The 14,935-nt window shown below is 69.4% G+C and carries 12 protein-coding genes; 7 read left to right on the top strand and 5 right to left on the bottom strand.

All coding sequences use genetic code 11. The features are described 5' to 3' along the window. Window positions 1–25: 25 nt before the first annotated feature. Window positions 26–1,255, bottom strand: coding sequence for a sarcosine oxidase subunit beta family protein (locus AB0J78_RS21870; RefSeq protein ID WP_363791810.1), 1,230 nt, complete (start codon window positions 1,253–1,255; stop codon window positions 26–28). A gap of 421 nt (window positions 1,256–1,676) precedes the next feature. On the opposite strand from AB0J78_RS21870, the gene AB0J78_RS21865 reads away from it, so the two are divergent. The 4 genes from AB0J78_RS21865 to AB0J78_RS21850 all read left to right on the top strand — a co-directional run bounded on the left by AB0J78_RS21865 (window position 1,677) and on the right by AB0J78_RS21850 (window position 7,576). Continuing rightward, on the top strand, window positions 1,677–4,142 hold the full coding sequence (locus tag AB0J78_RS21865; protein WP_363791808.1) for an FAD-dependent oxidoreductase: 2,466 nt from the start codon (window positions 1,677–1,679) through the stop codon (window positions 4,140–4,142). Window positions 4,143–4,188: 46 nt separating this feature from the next. Then, window positions 4,189–5,544 carry an L-serine ammonia-lyase gene (locus tag AB0J78_RS21860; RefSeq protein WP_363791806.1) on the top strand — a complete coding sequence of 452 codons (1,356 nt, stop codon included), beginning with the start codon at window positions 4,189–4,191 and terminating at the stop codon, window positions 5,542–5,544. Window positions 5,545–5,554: 10 nt separating this feature from the next. Further along, the gene (gene purU, locus AB0J78_RS21855; protein WP_363791804.1) at window positions 5,555–6,391 is read left to right on the top strand and encodes a formyltetrahydrofolate deformylase; all 837 of its coding nucleotides are present in this window, start codon (window positions 5,555–5,557) and stop codon (window positions 6,389–6,391) included. A 66-nt stretch (window positions 6,392–6,457) separates the two neighbouring features. Continuing rightward, on the top strand, window positions 6,458–7,576 hold the full coding sequence (locus AB0J78_RS21850; RefSeq protein ID WP_363792273.1) for an aromatic ring-hydroxylating dioxygenase subunit alpha: 1,119 nt from the start codon (window positions 6,458–6,460) through the stop codon (window positions 7,574–7,576). Window positions 7,577–7,676: 100 nt separating this feature from the next. On the opposite strand, the gene AB0J78_RS21845 is transcribed toward AB0J78_RS21850, so the two are convergent. Next, window positions 7,677–9,059 carry an MFS transporter gene (locus AB0J78_RS21845; RefSeq protein ID WP_363791802.1) on the bottom strand — a complete coding sequence of 461 codons (1,383 nt, stop codon included), beginning with the start codon at window positions 9,057–9,059 and terminating at the stop codon, window positions 7,677–7,679. A gap of 369 nt (window positions 9,060–9,428) precedes the next feature. On the opposite strand from AB0J78_RS21845, the gene AB0J78_RS21840 reads away from it, so the two are divergent. Both AB0J78_RS21840 and AB0J78_RS21835 read left to right on the top strand, forming a co-directional pair. Next, a complete protein-coding gene (locus tag AB0J78_RS21840; protein ID WP_363791800.1) occupies window positions 9,429–9,764 on the top strand; it encodes a bifunctional 3-phenylpropionate/cinnamic acid dioxygenase ferredoxin subunit in 336 nt (111 codons plus the stop codon). Continuing rightward, a complete protein-coding gene (locus AB0J78_RS21835; RefSeq protein ID WP_363791798.1) occupies window positions 9,764–10,927 on the top strand; it encodes an FAD-dependent oxidoreductase in 1,164 nt (387 codons plus the stop codon). Before AB0J78_RS21840 ends, AB0J78_RS21835 begins: the two co-directional genes overlap by 1 nt. A gap of 191 nt (window positions 10,928–11,118) precedes the next feature. Here AB0J78_RS21835 and AB0J78_RS21830 read toward each other — a convergent pair whose 3' ends face one another. Both AB0J78_RS21830 and AB0J78_RS21825 read right to left on the bottom strand, forming a co-directional pair. Further along, entirely contained in the window at window positions 11,119–11,784 is a 666-nt protein-coding gene (locus tag AB0J78_RS21830; RefSeq protein ID WP_363791796.1) for a GntR family transcriptional regulator, read from the bottom strand. A gap of 184 nt (window positions 11,785–11,968) precedes the next feature. After that, a complete protein-coding gene (locus AB0J78_RS21825) occupies window positions 11,969–12,559 on the bottom strand; it encodes a TetR/AcrR family transcriptional regulator (protein WP_363791794.1) in 591 nt (196 codons plus the stop codon). Between the two features lie 144 nt (window positions 12,560–12,703). Between AB0J78_RS21825 and AB0J78_RS21820 the strand changes: the two genes are divergently transcribed. Further along, window positions 12,704–13,882 (top strand): NADH:flavin oxidoreductase, encoded by a 1,179-nt coding sequence (locus AB0J78_RS21820; RefSeq protein WP_363792271.1) that lies wholly within the window; start codon window positions 12,704–12,706, stop codon window positions 13,880–13,882. Between the two features lie 127 nt (window positions 13,883–14,009). Here AB0J78_RS21820 and AB0J78_RS21815 read toward each other — a convergent pair whose 3' ends face one another. Continuing rightward, window positions 14,010–14,810, bottom strand: coding sequence for a crotonase/enoyl-CoA hydratase family protein (locus tag AB0J78_RS21815; RefSeq protein WP_363791792.1), 801 nt, complete (start codon window positions 14,808–14,810; stop codon window positions 14,010–14,012). Window positions 14,811–14,935: the final 125 nt, after the last annotated feature.

The following is a 14,935-nucleotide window of genomic DNA, read 5'->3' as shown; positions in this document are numbered from 1 at the left end:
GCAAAATGGGGCTGGAACAGTTTTCTCAGTGCGCGACGCCGGCGGCGCCGTGTTCGTCGACCAGGGATCCTGTGGTGAACCGGTCGAGGCTGAACGGGGCGTTGAGCTCGTGCGGTTCGTCGTGGGCGATGGTGTGGGCGTAGCACCAGCCGACGCCCGGTGTCGCCTTGAAACCGCCTGTGCCCCAACCGCAGTTGACGTAGAGGTTCTCGAACGGGGTCAGGCCCATGATCGCCGAGGCATCCGGTGTCACGTCCACGACGCCGGCCCAGGTGCGCAGCACGTGCGCGCGGGCGAACATCGGGAACAGCTCGACCGCGGCGGTGAGCTCGCGCTCGATGGTGTGGAACGACCCGCGCTGCCCGTAGGAGTTGTAGGCGTCGATGCCGGCGCCGAGGACGAGCTCTCCCTTGTGCGCCTGGCTGACGTAGACGTGCACCGCGTTGGACATGACCACCGTCGGGTGCACGGGTTCCAGCAGCTCGGAGACCAGCGCCTGCAGCGGGTGGCTCTGGATCGGCAGCCGCAGCCCGAGCTCGTCGGCGAGCACCGAGGTGTGCCCGGCGGCGGCCAGCGCGACCTTGCCGGTGGCGATGTCACCGCGCGTGGTCTTCACGCCGACGATCCGGTCGCCGACCTTGTCGAAGCCGGTGACCTGGCAGTTCTGCACCAGGTCCACGCCCATCCGGTCCAGCGCGCGGGCGAATCCCCACGCGACGTGGTCGTGCTTGGCGATGCCCGCCCGGGGCTGCCAGGTGGCGCCCATGACCGGGTAGCGCAGGTCCGGTGAGGTGTTGAGGATCGGGCAGATCTCGGCCACCTGCTGCGGATCGAGCCACTCGGCGTCGATGCCGTTGAGCCGGTTCGCCCCCACCCGCCGGACGCTGTCGCGGACCTCCTGCAGGGAGTGGGCGAGGTTGAGCACGCCGCGCTGGGAGAACAGCAGCGGGTAGTCCAGCTCCTCCTCCAGCCCCTCCCAGAGCTTCAACGCGTGCTCGTAGAGGCCGGCGCTTTCGTCCCAGAGGTAGTTGGAGCGGATGATCGTGGTGTTGCGGGCCATGTTCCCGCCTGCGAGCCAACCGCTTTCGAGCACCGCCATGTTGGTGATGCCGTGGTTGACGGCGAGGTAGTAGGCGGTGGCCAGGCCGTGACCGCCGCCGCCCACGATCACCACGTCGTAGGACGGTTTCGGGTCGGCGGGGCCCCAGAGCCAGTTCGGGTGCTCAGGCAAGTCGGCGCCGGGAGTGCGCGGCATGAGAGCCCTCCGTTCGATGGGCGGTGAGCGAGTGCTCGACAGGGGGAGAGGCACTTACGGACAACTGACATATCAGATGGATACCAAAGGTAGCAGCGCATGCCGCGTGGTCAAGGGCTGAAGCCCGGCGGTGTGGAAATCACGGCGCTCATCTGGGCGTCGGCGCTGGTGGGGGCACCCGGAAGGGTCGGTGCTCGTGCAGCGGAACGTGCCCGTCGGTGGAATTTCGGCGGCACGTGTTGACCGCGAAACCCGGTGACGCTTATTTTGATGTGTAGTTGATATATCAGTCCTCAGTCAGAGGACGCCGATCACCTCCGCGCGGCTCCAACCGGTGCCGGAACTGCTCCCCTCGCAACGCATCCCGCCTCGTCGGAGGCGGAGTCTCCCCAGCTTCACACCCGCTCGTTAGGAGACCACCATGAGCACGACCCCTCGCGTCGTCATCATCGGAGCCGGGATCGTCGGCGCGAACCTGGCCGACGAGCTCACGAGCCGCGGGTGGAACCAGGTCACCGTCGTCGACCAGGGGCCGTTGCCGCTCACCGGCGGCTCGACCTCCCACGCGCCCGGCCTCGTCTACCAGACCGGCCCGTCGAAGACGATGACCGAGTTCGCCACCTACACCGTCGAGAAGCTGCAGGGCCTCGACGACGACGGCGACCGGTGCTTCAACCAGGTCGGCGGCCTGGAGATCGCCACCACCCCCGAGCGGCTCGCCGACCTGCACCGCAAGCACGGATGGGCCACCTCCTGGGGCGTTCCCGGCGAGGTCATCGGGCCCGAGGAGTGCGCCAAGCTGCACCCGCTGCTCGACGTCGAGAAGGTCCTCGGCGGGTTCCACACGCCCACCGACGGGCTCGCCAAGGCCGCCCGCGCGGTCGTCGCGCTCGCCCGGCGCTCGGTGGCGCGGGGAGCCCGGTTCCGGGGCGCGGTGACCGTCACCGGGATCAACCACAGCCACGGCCGGGTCACCGGAGTCGAGACCGACCACGGCGAGATCCCCGCCGACATCGTGGTGTCCTGCGCCGGGTTCTGGGGCCAGGCCATCGGCGAGATGGTCGGCATGACCGTGCCGCTGCTGCCCATGGCCCACCAGTACGCCAAGACCGACCCGCTGCCCGAACTGGCCGGGCGCAACGACGAGCGCACCGAGGCCAACCTGCCGATCCTGCGCCACCAGGACCGCGACCTCTACTACCGCGAGCACGTCGACCGCCTCGGCATCGGGACCTACGCCCACCGCCCGATGCCGGTGCGGTTGAGCGATCTCCCGCAGGACGAGGAGACCTCGGAGCGGGCGATGCCGTCGATGCTGCCGTTCACCGAGGAGGACTTCGCGGCCTCCTGGGAGCACAGCAAGCGGCTGCTGCCCGCGCTGGAGACCGCGAAGGTCGACACCGGCTTCAACGGCGTCTTCTCCTTCACCCCCGACGGCGGACCGCTCGTCGGCGAATCCCCCGACGTGCGGGGGTTCTGGATCGCCGAGGCCGTGTGGGTCACGCACTCCGCCGGTGTCGCGCGGTCGGTGGCGCAGCTGCTGGTCGACGGGCGCAGCGAGGTCGAACTGCACGGCTGCGACGTGCACCGCTTCGACGAGCTGGAGACCGCGCCCGACTACGTCGAGGAGACCTCCTCGCGCAACTTCGTGGAGATCTACGACGTCAAGCACCCGCTGCAGCCGAAGTTCTCGCCGCGCGAGCTGCGGGTCAGCCCGTTCCACGCGCGCCAGAAGGAACTCGGCGCGGTGTTCCTCGAAGCCCACGGCTGGGAGCGCCCGCACTGGTTCGAGGCCAACGCCCCGCTGGTCAAGGACCTGCCGATGGAGTGGCAGCCGCCCTCGCGCGACGCGTGGTCGGCGATGTTCCACAGCCCCGTCGCCGCGGTGGAGGCGTGGAAGACCCGCACCGCCGTCGCGCTCTACGACATGACCTCGCTCAAGCGGCTGGAGGTCAGCGGGCCCGGCGCGCTGGCGTTCCTGGACCGGCTCACCACCAACAAGGTGGACAAGTCGGTCGGGTCGGTGACCTACACGCTGATGCTCGACGAGGCCGGTGGCGTGCGCAGCGATCTCACCGTCGCGCGGCTGGGCGAGCAGCTGTTCCAGATCGGCGCCAACGGCAACCTCGATCACGAGTACTTGCGGCGCAACCTGCCCGACGACGGCGGTGTCGTGCTGCGCGACATCACCGGCGGCACCTGCTGCATCGGCGTGTGGGGTCCGCTGGCGCGCGACCTGGTGCAGCCGCTGAGCCGGGACGACCTGTCGCACGAAGGGCTGAAGTTCTTCCGCTGCAAGCAGATCCACATCGCCGGGATCCCGGTGACCGCGATGCGGGTGTCCTACGTCGGGGAGCTGGGCTGGGAGCTCTACACCAGTGCCGAGTACGGCCAGCGGCTGTGGGACGTGCTCTTCGAGGCCGGCCGGGAGCTGGGAGTGGTGGCCGCCGGGCGGGCCGCGTTCAACAGCCTCCGGCTGGAGAAGGGCTACCGCGCCTGGGGAGCGGACATGACCACCGAGCACAACCCCTACGAGGCCGGTGTCGGGTTCGCCGTCCGGATGCAGAAGGGCGAGTTCGTGGGCCTCGATGCCCTGGCGGGCATCGAGGCCGACTCCGTCGAGCGGCGGCTGGCGTGCCTGACGATCGACGACGGCCGCAGCGTGGTCCTCGGTTCGGAGCCGGTGTTCCTCGACGGGGAGCCCTCGGGCTACGTCACTTCGGCGGCCTTCGCCCACACGCTCGGCACGCCGATCGCCTACGCCTGGCTCCCGGCCTCTGCGGAGGTCGGAACGCAGGTGCAGATCAAGTACTTCGACCGCCTCGTCTCGGCCACGGTCGCGGCAGAACCGCTGGTCGACCCCGAGATGCACCGCATCCGCCGATGACCGCCGGCACCGAGACGAGCGCCGCCCACGACCAGATGGAGCATTCATGAGCCTGTCCGTCTTCGACTTGTTCAAGGTCGGCATCGGGCCGTCGAGTTCGCACACCGTCGGGCCGATGCGGGCAGCGAACCTGTTCGTCGACCACCTGCGCGAGTCCGGGGCGATGCCCCGGGTCGCGCGGGTGCGGTGCGAGCTGTTCGGCTCGCTCGGCGCCACCGGGCACGGCCACGGCAGCGTCAAGGCCGTGGTGCTCGGGTTGACCGGGGAGCAGCCGCACCTGGTCGACCCGGTGGCCGTGGAACCGCAGGTGCGTGCGGTGCGGGAGGAGCACCGGATCAGCCTCGGCGGCGAGCACAAGATCGCCTTCGACGTGGACTCCGACGTCGTGCTGCACCGCAGGAAGCGGCTGGAGTTCCACAGCAACGGCATGACCTTCGAGGCCGTGGACGAGGACGGTGCACGGCTCGTGCACCGCGAGTACTACTCGGTCGGCGGCGGTTTCGTCCTCGACGAGGACGAAACCGGCAACCCGGTGCTGGTCGAGGACGCCACCCCGGTGGCCCACCCGTTCCGCACCGCCGCCGAACTGCTCGCCCACACCACCCGCACCGGGCTGCGCATCAGCGACGTGGTGCTGGCCAACGAAGCCGCCTGGCGCACCGAGGAGGAGACCCGCGCGCACCTGCTGCACATCTGGCAGGTGATGCGCGAGTGCGTCGAGCAGGGCGTGCGCACCGGCGGGGTGCTGCCCGGTGGGCTCAAGGTACGCCGCCGGGCCCGCGAACTGCGGGCGAGCCTCGACGACGATGCCGACGCGATGGAGTGGGTGACCCTCTACGCCCTGGCAGTCAACGAGGAGAACGCCGCCGGCGGGCGGGTGGTGACCGCCCCGACCAACGGTGCCGCCGGGATCGTGCCTGCGGTGCTGCACTACGCCCACCGCTTCCTGCCGGGCTTCGACGACGACGCCGTGGTCCGGTTCCTGCTCACCGCGGGTGCGGTCGGCGCGTTGTTCAAGGAGAACGCCTCGATCTCCGGCGCCGAGGTCGGCTGCCAGGGCGAGGTCGGCTCGGCCTGCTCGATGGCTGCCGCCGGACTCGCCGAACTGATGGGCGGCACGCCCGAGCAGGTGGAGAACGCCGCCGAGATCGGCATCGAGCACAACTTGGGTCTCACCTGCGATCCGGTCGGCGGGCTGGTGCAGATCCCGTGCATCGAGCGCAACGCGGTCGCGGCGATCAAGGCGATCACCGCCGCCCGGATGGCGCTGCGCGGCGACGGGGAGCACCACGTCTCGCTGGACAAGGCCATCAAGACGATGCGCGAAACCGGAGCCGACATGAAGGACAAGTACAAGGAGACCGCTCGCGGCGGCCTCGCGCTCAACATCGTGGAATGCTGAGGAGAATCCTGTGACGTTCACCCTCACCCTGAGCTGCCCGAACCGCACCGGCATCGTGCAGGCCGTCAGCTCCTTCCTCTTCGAGCACGGCTGCGACATCGGCGAGTACCGTCAGTTCGACGACGCCGTGCGCGGCCGCCTGTTCCTGCGCGTGCAGGCCACCGGTGAGGTCGACCCGGACGACCTCACCCGCGCATTCGAGCCGGTGGCAACGGAGTTCGGCATGGACTACGCCTTCCACTCGGACCGGCCGGCCCGCGTGCTGGTGATGGTCTCCAAGCTCGGGCACTGCCTCAACGACCTGATCTACCGCTGGCGCGCAGGCGCGCTGGGCGCCGAGATCGTCGCCGTGGTCTCCAACCACGAGGACCTGCGCCCGATGGCGGAGGCCGCCGGGCTGCCGTTCCACCACGTCCCGGTCACCGCCGACACCAAGCCGGAGGCCGAGGCGCGGCTGCTGCGGTTGGTGGACGACTACGCCGCCGACCTGGTCGTGCTGGCCCGCTACATGCAGGTGCTCTCCGATCAGACCTGCAAGGCGCTGCACGGCCGCGCGATCAACATCCACCACTCGTTCCTGCCCGGTTTCAAGGGTGCCAAGCCCTACCACCAGGCCTACGACCGCGGTGTGAAGCTCGTCGGAGCCACTGCCCACTACGTCACCCCCGACCTCGACGAGGGGCCGATCATCGAGCAGGAGGTCATCCGCATCGATCACACCTACGACCCGAGAGCCCTGCAGACCGTGGGCCGCGACGCCGAAGCGCTCGCGCTGTCCCGCGCGGTGCGGTGGTACTGCGAGCACCGCGTCCTGCTCAACGGCAACAGCACCGTCGTGTTCCCCTGACCCCACTTCTGCGTTGAGGAGTTCTTGCTCATGACCACCGGTGAGCTTCCCACCACCGATTCCCAGATGTCCGAGTCCCAACTGCCCGAGAGCCTGCGCGAGACGCTGGGAGGGCACTACTACACCGATCCGGGGATCTTCCGCCTGGAACAGGCGACGATCTTCGAGGCCGGCTGGTTCTGCGCTGTGCTCAGCGCGGACCTGACCGGTCCGGGCAAGTTCGAGACCGTCCAGATCGGACGGGAGAGCGTGCTGGTCACCCGCAACCGCAGGGGTGAGATCAAGGCCTACCTGAACGTGTGCCGGCACCGCGGCGCGCGGTTGTGCACCGAGGAGTCCGGCGAAGTGCGCCGCTCCTTCCAGTGTCCGTACCACGCCTGGACGTACTCCTTCGACGGCGAGCTGATCGCCGCGCCGAACCTCAACGCCATGGACGACGTCGACCGCACCCAGTACGGCCTGCACGAGGTGCACGTGCGCGAATGGCTCGGCTACGTGTGGCTGTGCCTGGCCGAGGAACCGCCGTCGTTCGACGACACCGTCATCGGCGACGTCACCAACCGCCTCGGCACACCGGACGCGATCGTGGGCTACCAGGTCGCCGACCTCAAGCTGGGCAGGCGCATCGAGTACGACGTGAAGGCGAACTGGAAGCAGATCGTCGAGAACTTCATGGAGTGCTACCACTGCGCCACGATCCACCCGGAGCTCACCGAGGTCCTGCCGGAGTTCGCCGACGGCCTGGCCGCGCAGTACTTCGTGGGCCACGGCGCCGAGTTCGGCGAGGACGTCGAGGGCTTCACCGTGGACGGTTCGGCCGGGCTGGCGAAGCTGCCCGGTGTCAACGAGGAGCAGGACCGCCGCTACTACGCCATCACCGTCCGCCCGCTGGTGTTCATCAACCTCGTGCCCGACCACGTCGTCTTCCACCGGATGTTCCCGCTGGCGGCCGACCGCACGCTGGTGCGCTGCGACTGGCTGTACCTGCCCGAGGTGGTCGACTCGGGTGCCGACATCGACCGCTCGGTGGAGCTGTTCCACCGGGTCAACCAGCAGGACTTCGACGCCTGCGAGCGCTGCCAGCTGGCCATGGACTCCCGCTCCTACGCCTCCGGCGGCGTCCTGGTGCCCAGCGAGCACCACATCACCGAGTTCCACGACTGGGTCCGCGAACGCACCGGCTGACCGCGGCTGAGGAGGTGGCCTCGCAACGGACGGGTGCGAGGCCACCTTCGCGCGTTCCCGGGCCTTCGCCGCAGAGGCGGAACGATTCGGAATCCGCGTTCTAGCGCGGGAGTTCCAGCGGCACACCGTCTTCGGACAGCGGTGGCGGTGGCAGCTCGGCGCTGGAGGTCAGCGGCGCCGCCCCGTCCAGAGGCTTGCCCGCGTGCTCGCGCAGGAAGTGCGTGGCGATGATCCCGATGACGCCGGCACCGATCAGGTAGTAGCCCGGCCAGTCCAGGTTGCCGGTCGCGGTGACCACGGCCTCGATGATCGTCGGTGCGGTGCCGGCGAACAACGACACCGACAGGTTGAAGATGACCGCGAGGCTGCTGTAGCGGATCATCGTGGGGAACAGCGCGGGCAGCGTCGACGGTGAGACCGCCGCGAAGCACATCAGGCACAACCCGATGATGAGCAGTCCGAGCGCCTGGCCGCCCGTTCCGGCGCGCAGCAGCCACACGGCGGGCAGCCCGAGCAGCACCAGGGCGACGCTTCCGGTCATCAGCACCGGTTTGCGGCCGATGCGATCGCTGAGCCTGCCCACGCCGACGATGAGGCACAGCATGACCACCATGACCGCGACCTGCATGCCCGTCGCGACCGCGTTGCTGGCGCCGCCCTCGCCGAGGCGGGGGAGTGTGCTGGTCAGGTAGGTGGGGACGTAGTTGGTGAGCACGTAGTTGGTGACGTTCCACGCCACGACGATCCCGGCGGCCACCATCGCGGGAGTCCGGTAGTGGCGCAGCACGATCTGCCCCGCGCGCCGCGTCGTCATCGTGGCCAGCACCGGGGAGCGCTCCATGAGCTGCCGGAACGCCGGGGTGTCCTCCAAGCGGATGCGCAGGTAGAGCCCGGTGAGCCCGAGCGGCAGCGCGAGCATGAACGGCACCCGCCAGCCCCACGCCAGCAGTGCGTCCGGAGGTAGCAGGGCGACTACCGCGCCGCAGGTGCCCGCGCCGAGGGCGTAGCCGGTCAGCGTGCTGAACTCCAGCCAGCTGCCGAAGAAGCCGCGGCGCCGGTCCGGCGCGTACTCGGCGATCAGCGTCAGCGCCCCGGTGTACTCGCCGCCTGCGGAGAAGCCCTGCAGCATCCGCACGAGCAGCACGAGGACGGGAGCCAGCAGACCGGCCGCGCCGTGGTCGGGGAGGAGTCCGAGCAGCACGGTGGCCGCCGCCATCATCAGCACCGTGGCGGACAGGACCTTGGTGCGTCCGAAGCGGTCGCCGAGACGCCCGAAGACGAAGCCGCCCAGCGGGCGCATCACGAACGCCGCGGCGAACGCGCCGAGCGTGTACACGGCCGCCCAGGGGCCGAAGTCGGCGAAGAAGACCTGGTCGAGGACCCCGGCGGCCAGGTAGGAGTAGATCCCGAAGTCGTACCATTCGGCGACGTTGCCGACCGAGGCGGCCGCGACCGCGCGGTGGACCGTGCGTTCCTCTTGCACGACAGGCGGTCTCAGACCTCGCCGAGGCCGTCTGGGGCGGTCGGTCATGGGATCCCCCGGGTGCGACGCGGTGCGCTGGGTGCCGCGATCTTCGTGTCGCGGTTGTGACCGCGACCTACTACTGATATATCTGTTGGCGAGAAGGTATCCCCTCGGCATCGCCGAAGCAACACCCCGACCCCCTCATCACCGGTCCACGAGGTCGTGACGCGGCAGCGCGCGGCCTCGCGATCGAGCGCGCCCTGGGGTGGAAATCGCTGATAAATCCCTGTTTCAGGCGAAAATCTCCCATTGACGAGCGGGCCGCGGACCCCCATCCTGTTGTTGCGCATAGCACGCGGTGTTCCGCTATTGGCAACAGGAGGCGTAATGATCTTGGTTGGTGAGCTGCTCGACCTGCCGCCGGGTGAGTCGGTCCGCGTGCACGGCGAGGTGGCGATCGCGGTGTTCAACGTCGACGGGGAGCTCTACGCGATCGACGACACCTGCTCGCATCAGGACGCGTCGCTGTCCGACGGGTGGTTGGAGGGCTGCGCGGTCGAATGCCCGCTGCACGCCGCCTGTTTCGACCTACGCACGGGAATGCCCAGCGGCCCGCCCGCCAAGAAGCCGGTCCGCACGCACGCCGTCACGATCGAGGACGGGATGGTCTACGTGCACGAGTCGACTCGCGTCGGCAGCACCGTCGCGGAGGAGGTCGGTTGATGCGCCACATCACGGTCGTCGGCGCGTCCCTGGCCGGCCTCTCAGCGGTCCGCGCGCTGCGCGAGCAGGGTTTCGAAGGTGAGATCGCGGTGGTCGGCGACGAGCCGCACCGCCCCTACGACCGGCCACCGCTGTCCAAGGAGTTCCTGGCGGGCGCGATCGACGAGGACGACATCCGGCTCACCGACTCCGACGACGACGAGCTCGACGTGGACTGGCGCTTCGGGCGGCCCGCCAGCGCTCTCGACACGGCCGGCCGCGCGGTCGTGCTCGCCGACGGAACCCGCATCGGCACCGACGGCGTCGTGCTGGCCACCGGTGCGCGGGCGCGGCCGCTGCCCGGCAAGCCGCTTCAAGGCGTGCACACCTTGCGGACCCTGGACGACGCGCGAGCGCTGCGCGCGGAGCTGGTCGCAGGAGCACGGCTGGTGGTGATCGGCGCCGGGTTCATCGGAGCCGAGGTCGCCTCGACGGCGGTCGCGCTCGGGTGCGAGGTCGACGTCGTCGACAACGGCCCGGTTCCGCTGCGACGAGCGCTGGGGGCCGACATGGGCGAGGTGTGCGCGCGGCTGCACGCCCGCAACGGCGTCCGCGTGCACCCGCTGTCCGGCGTCGCCGAGCTGCTGGGGGAGTCCCGCGTGACCGGCGTGCGGCTGTCCGACGGGCGGGAACTTCCCGCGGACGTCGTCGTGGTCGGCATCGGGGCCGAGCCGAACACCGATTGGCTCGCCGGTTCCGGCCTCGACGTCGACCACGGGGTCAGCACCGACGCACGCGGCCGGACCGCGGTGCCGGAGGTCGTGGCAGCGGGCGATTGCGCGCACTCCTACCGCGACTACACCGCGCGTCCGATGCGGTTGGAGCACTGGACCAACGCGCTGCAGCAACCGGCCGCCGCCGTGGCGGCGCTGCTCGGCCGGGAGCACTCGGCCCCCGCGCACCACGCGGTTCCCTACTTCTGGTCCGACCAGTACGGGCACAAGATCCAGTTCGCCGGCCACCGCACCGAGGACTGCACCGTTCAGATCGAGGAGGGTGACCCGGAATCCGGCGACTTCCTCGCCCTCTACGTCGACGCGGCGGAGGAACCCGTCGGAGTGCTCGCGGTCGACCGCGCCCGCCCCTTCAGCCAATGGCGCCGCAAGCTCGCCCAGCGCCTGTAGGCGCAGTCAAGGGATAGCCGCTGTTTCAGGTGTGGGACTCAGCCCGCACCGCCGCGGGTTCTGAGCGGCTTCGTGGGCGAGTACGCCGCGACGCCGTGTATTGGACATACATCAGGAGTGGCGCACGGAGTCCACGAAGCCGCTCAGGTTCCGCCACCCGCACCGCCACGCAAACAATCCCTCAACAGCTGTTACACCAGGGAGCGCATTGCTTTGTCGAAGTTGAGCACGTGCTCCCTGGCCAGCTGCTCCGCCTTGTCGGGCTTGCGCGATCCGATGGCTCGCAGCAGCGCCGAGTGCTCCATGACGTGGCTGTCGAAGTCCTGCATGCGGTCCAGGAAGACGCAGAAGATCCGCGTCGCGAGGTTGTCGTAGCGGATCAGGGTGTCTTCGAGGTGCGGGTTGCCCGACGCGTGGTAGATCGTGCGGTGCACGTGCAGGTCCCAGCGCATGACCTCGTCGCGTGACATCGAGCGGAAGTCCATGCCGTCGAGCTGGTCGACGAGCCCGCCGATCTCTTCCAGGTCCGCCTCACCGGCGATCTCCGCTGCTCGCCGGGCGGCCAGCGGTTCGAGGTGGACGCGCAGGTCGGAGATGTAGGCCAGATCGGTGATGTCCACGGCCGTGGCGAAGGTCCCCCGGCGCGGGTAGGACACGACCAGCCGGTCGATCTCCAGCCGCTTGAGCGCCTCGCGCACAGGGGTGCGGCCGATCTCCAGCGAGCGCGCCAGCGCCGCGTCGTCGATGGCCGTCATCGGCGGGATGTCCAGCATGATCAGCCGGTCCCTGATCGCCAGGTACGCCTTCTCCGCCATGGACAGGTTGTTGCCCGGTTGCTCCTCGCTCGCAGCAGTCATCATCGCCCCGACTTCATCAGAACAGAGTTCTGACACATCGAATTCTGGTACATCAGTAGTATAGCAGAAAGCATTCCGGGACCATTCGAAGCTTTTGGAGTGCGCGGTGAAATCATTCTGAATTGTGATTTCCACGGCACCGGACGTGCGATTCGCGGGAATCGCCCGTAGTGGCGATGCCTGTTCACGGCACGACGGACAGCCAGGTGAGGGCTTCGTCCGCCGCCGCGGCGGCGCGTTCGTGGGAGCCGCTCTCGCTCCACTCGACCAGGGCGGCGAAGGTGGCCGCCTGATATCCGCTGGCCAGGACCGTGGCGGCGGCGGGGGTGATGCCGGGGACGCGGTGGTCGATGAAGCGGGCGAGCTCGGCGATCCAGGGCCGGTAGGCGGTGGGGGCCGTGCCTGCGATCTCGGGTTCGGCGCACACGACTCGGATCCAGTCGGGGCCGGCGGGTGTCATCGGATCGTCCGAAATGGACGCGACGATCGCGCGGCGGACGGCGTCGCTGACGGGGGTGGCCTCGGGGGTGCCGTCGAGCGCGTCGCGCAGTCGGCGGGTGGCGGCGGGGACGCCGATCCAGGCGATGTCGGACTTGCGCGCGAAGTGCCGGACGAGGGTGCGGACGCTGATCCCGGTGGCCTCGGCGATGTCCTTCCAGCCCACGCGGTCGTAGCCGTGCTCGGTCCAGAGCCGGAAGGTCTCGGTGGCGATGGCGGTGCGGTCGAGCACGGTCGGGCGGCCGCGCTGCGGTGCGGACACGTCGCTGTTGCTCACCTCGCCGACGATAGTCGACCCAGGTCTCCGCGCTGGTCGGCTCCGGTTCATGATTTTGGCTCGATGCGCCAAAATGCTGGTAGGGTGCCGATCGCAACGCGGGACTTCCGACGAGGTGAGGACGAAGCGATGCGCGAGAAGGTCATGCCCGATGTGCTCGGCCCGGCGACGCTGGGGCCGTTGCGGCTGCGCAACCGCGTGCTCAAAGCCGCGACCTACGAGAAGAGGGCCCGTCGCGGACTGGTCACCGACGAGCTGATCGACTTCCACGTGCGGCACGCCGCCGGTGGTGTCGGGATGACCACGGTCGCCTACTGCGCGGTCGCGCCCGAGGGGCGCACCGACGGGCACCAGATCGTCTGGCGCGAGGAGGCCGTCCCGGGCCTGCGGCGGTTGACCGAGGCCGTGCACGCCGAGGGCGCTGCGATCTCCGCGCAGGTCGGCCACTCCGGGCCGGTCGCCGACTCCACCAAGACGAAGCTGCCCGCGCTCGGGCCGAGCAGGTCGCTGAGCCTGCAATCGCTGCGCCCGGTCAAGGCCGCGACCCCCGCCGACATCGACCGGGTCGTCCAGGCGCACGGAGAAGCCGCGAAGATGGCCGTGGCGACCGGTTTCGACGCCGTCGAGATCCACTTGGGACACAACTACCTGGCCAGCTCGTTCCTCAGCCCCAAGCTCAACAGGCGCACCGACTCCTACGGCGGAAGTCTCGCGAACCGGGCCCGCTTCGCGTTGCGGATCATGCGCGCGGTTCGCGAAGCGGTCGGCGACCGGATCGCGATCCTGGCCAAGCTGAACATGGATGACGGTGTGCCCGGCGGGTTCTGGCTGGACGAGGCGATCACGGTGGCGCAGTGGCTGGAAGCCGAGGGCACCGTGGACGCGTTGGAGATGACGGCGGGCAGTTCGCTGCTCAACCCGATGTACCTGTTCAAGGGCGACGCCCCGGTCCGCGAGTTCGCCTCGGTGATGCGCGAACCCATCCGCACCGGCGTGAAGCTGGTCGGCAGCAGGTTCCTCCGCGAGTACCCCTACCAGGACGGCTACCTGCTGGACGACGCCCGCCAGATCCGCGCGGCGGTGGACCTGCCGATGGTGCTGCTCGGAGGCGTCACCGACCGGCGGATCATGGACACCGCCATGCGGGAGGGCTTCCAGTTCGTGGCGATGGGCCGGGCCCTGCTCCGCGAACCCGACCTGGTCAACCGCATCGCGGCGGACTCCGGCACCCGGTCGCTGTGCAACCACAACAACCGCTGCATGGTCACCATCTTCACCGGCTCCCGCTGTGTCCTGACCCCGGAGAACCCACCACAACACTGATTTCAGTGGAACTCAGGCCCCGGACTTCAGTGGAAGTCGGGGATTTCAGTGGAAGTTGGGACCCGGATTTCAGTGGAAGTCGGGGACCCGAGTTCCACTGAAATCCGGGACACCAGCTGCGGAACGGTCAGCGGCCTCGGTAGGTGGCGGTGCGCTTGTCGAGCACGGCGTCCATGGCTTCCGCGTGGTCGGCGGTGTGGTGGGAGAGGGCCTGCATGGCGGCCGAGAGCTCCAGCACGTGGCGCAGGTCGTTGGTCCGGGACTCCTTGAGCAGCCGTTTGGCCATCCGGGTCGCGTGCGGCGGGTTCTTGGCGACCCGGGCTGCCAGCGCGCGGGCTTCGTCGAGCAGTTGCTCCGGCTCGACGACGTGCGCGACCATGCCCCATTCGAGGGCCTTCGCGGCCGTGACGCGGTCGCCGGTGAGCGCCATCTCCGCCGCGCGCTGCGGGCCGATGGCCTGGGTGAGGAACCAGGCGCCGCCGTCGCCGGGGATGATGCCCAGCTGCACGAAGGACTCGGCGAACCAGGCGTTGGTGGAGGCCACCCGCAGGTCGCACATCATGGCCAGGTCGCATCCGGCCCCGACCGCCGGGCCGTTGACGGCGGCCACCATCGGGACCTCGCACTCGGACAGGGCCAGCGGGATCCGCTGGATGCCGTCGCGGTAGCCGTTGCGCATCTCCCACGGGCTGCCGCTGAACATGCCGGCCTTCTCCCGCATGTCGTTGACGTTGCCGCCGGCGGAGAACGCCTTGCCCGCTCCGGTGAGCACCACGCACCGCACGTCGAGGTCCTGCTGCGCCCGCCGCGCGTTGTCCTCGAACGCCTCGATCACGTCCGCACCGGAGATCGGATTGCGCTGATCGGGCAGGTTGATCGTCCAGGTCTCCACGTGATCGGCGCGCTCGACCAGCAGCACATCGGACATGAGAAGCGTTCCTCCAAAGCAGCCGGGCCTGACTCGGCGACACCCTACGTGCCCGTGCGGCACCAGGTCATCGGCAAGGCCCGTTGACCTGCGACGTGCGTACCGGTTACGTGGTGAGCGCAACC

This window comes from Saccharopolyspora sp. NPDC049426, assembly GCF_040676935.1.
In the GTDB taxonomy this organism is placed as follows: Bacteria; Actinomycetota; Actinomycetes; order Mycobacteriales; family Pseudonocardiaceae; genus Saccharopolyspora.
The sequence above is the reverse complement of the archived record's forward strand: the minus strand, read 5'-3'. Positions and strand labels throughout refer to the sequence as shown.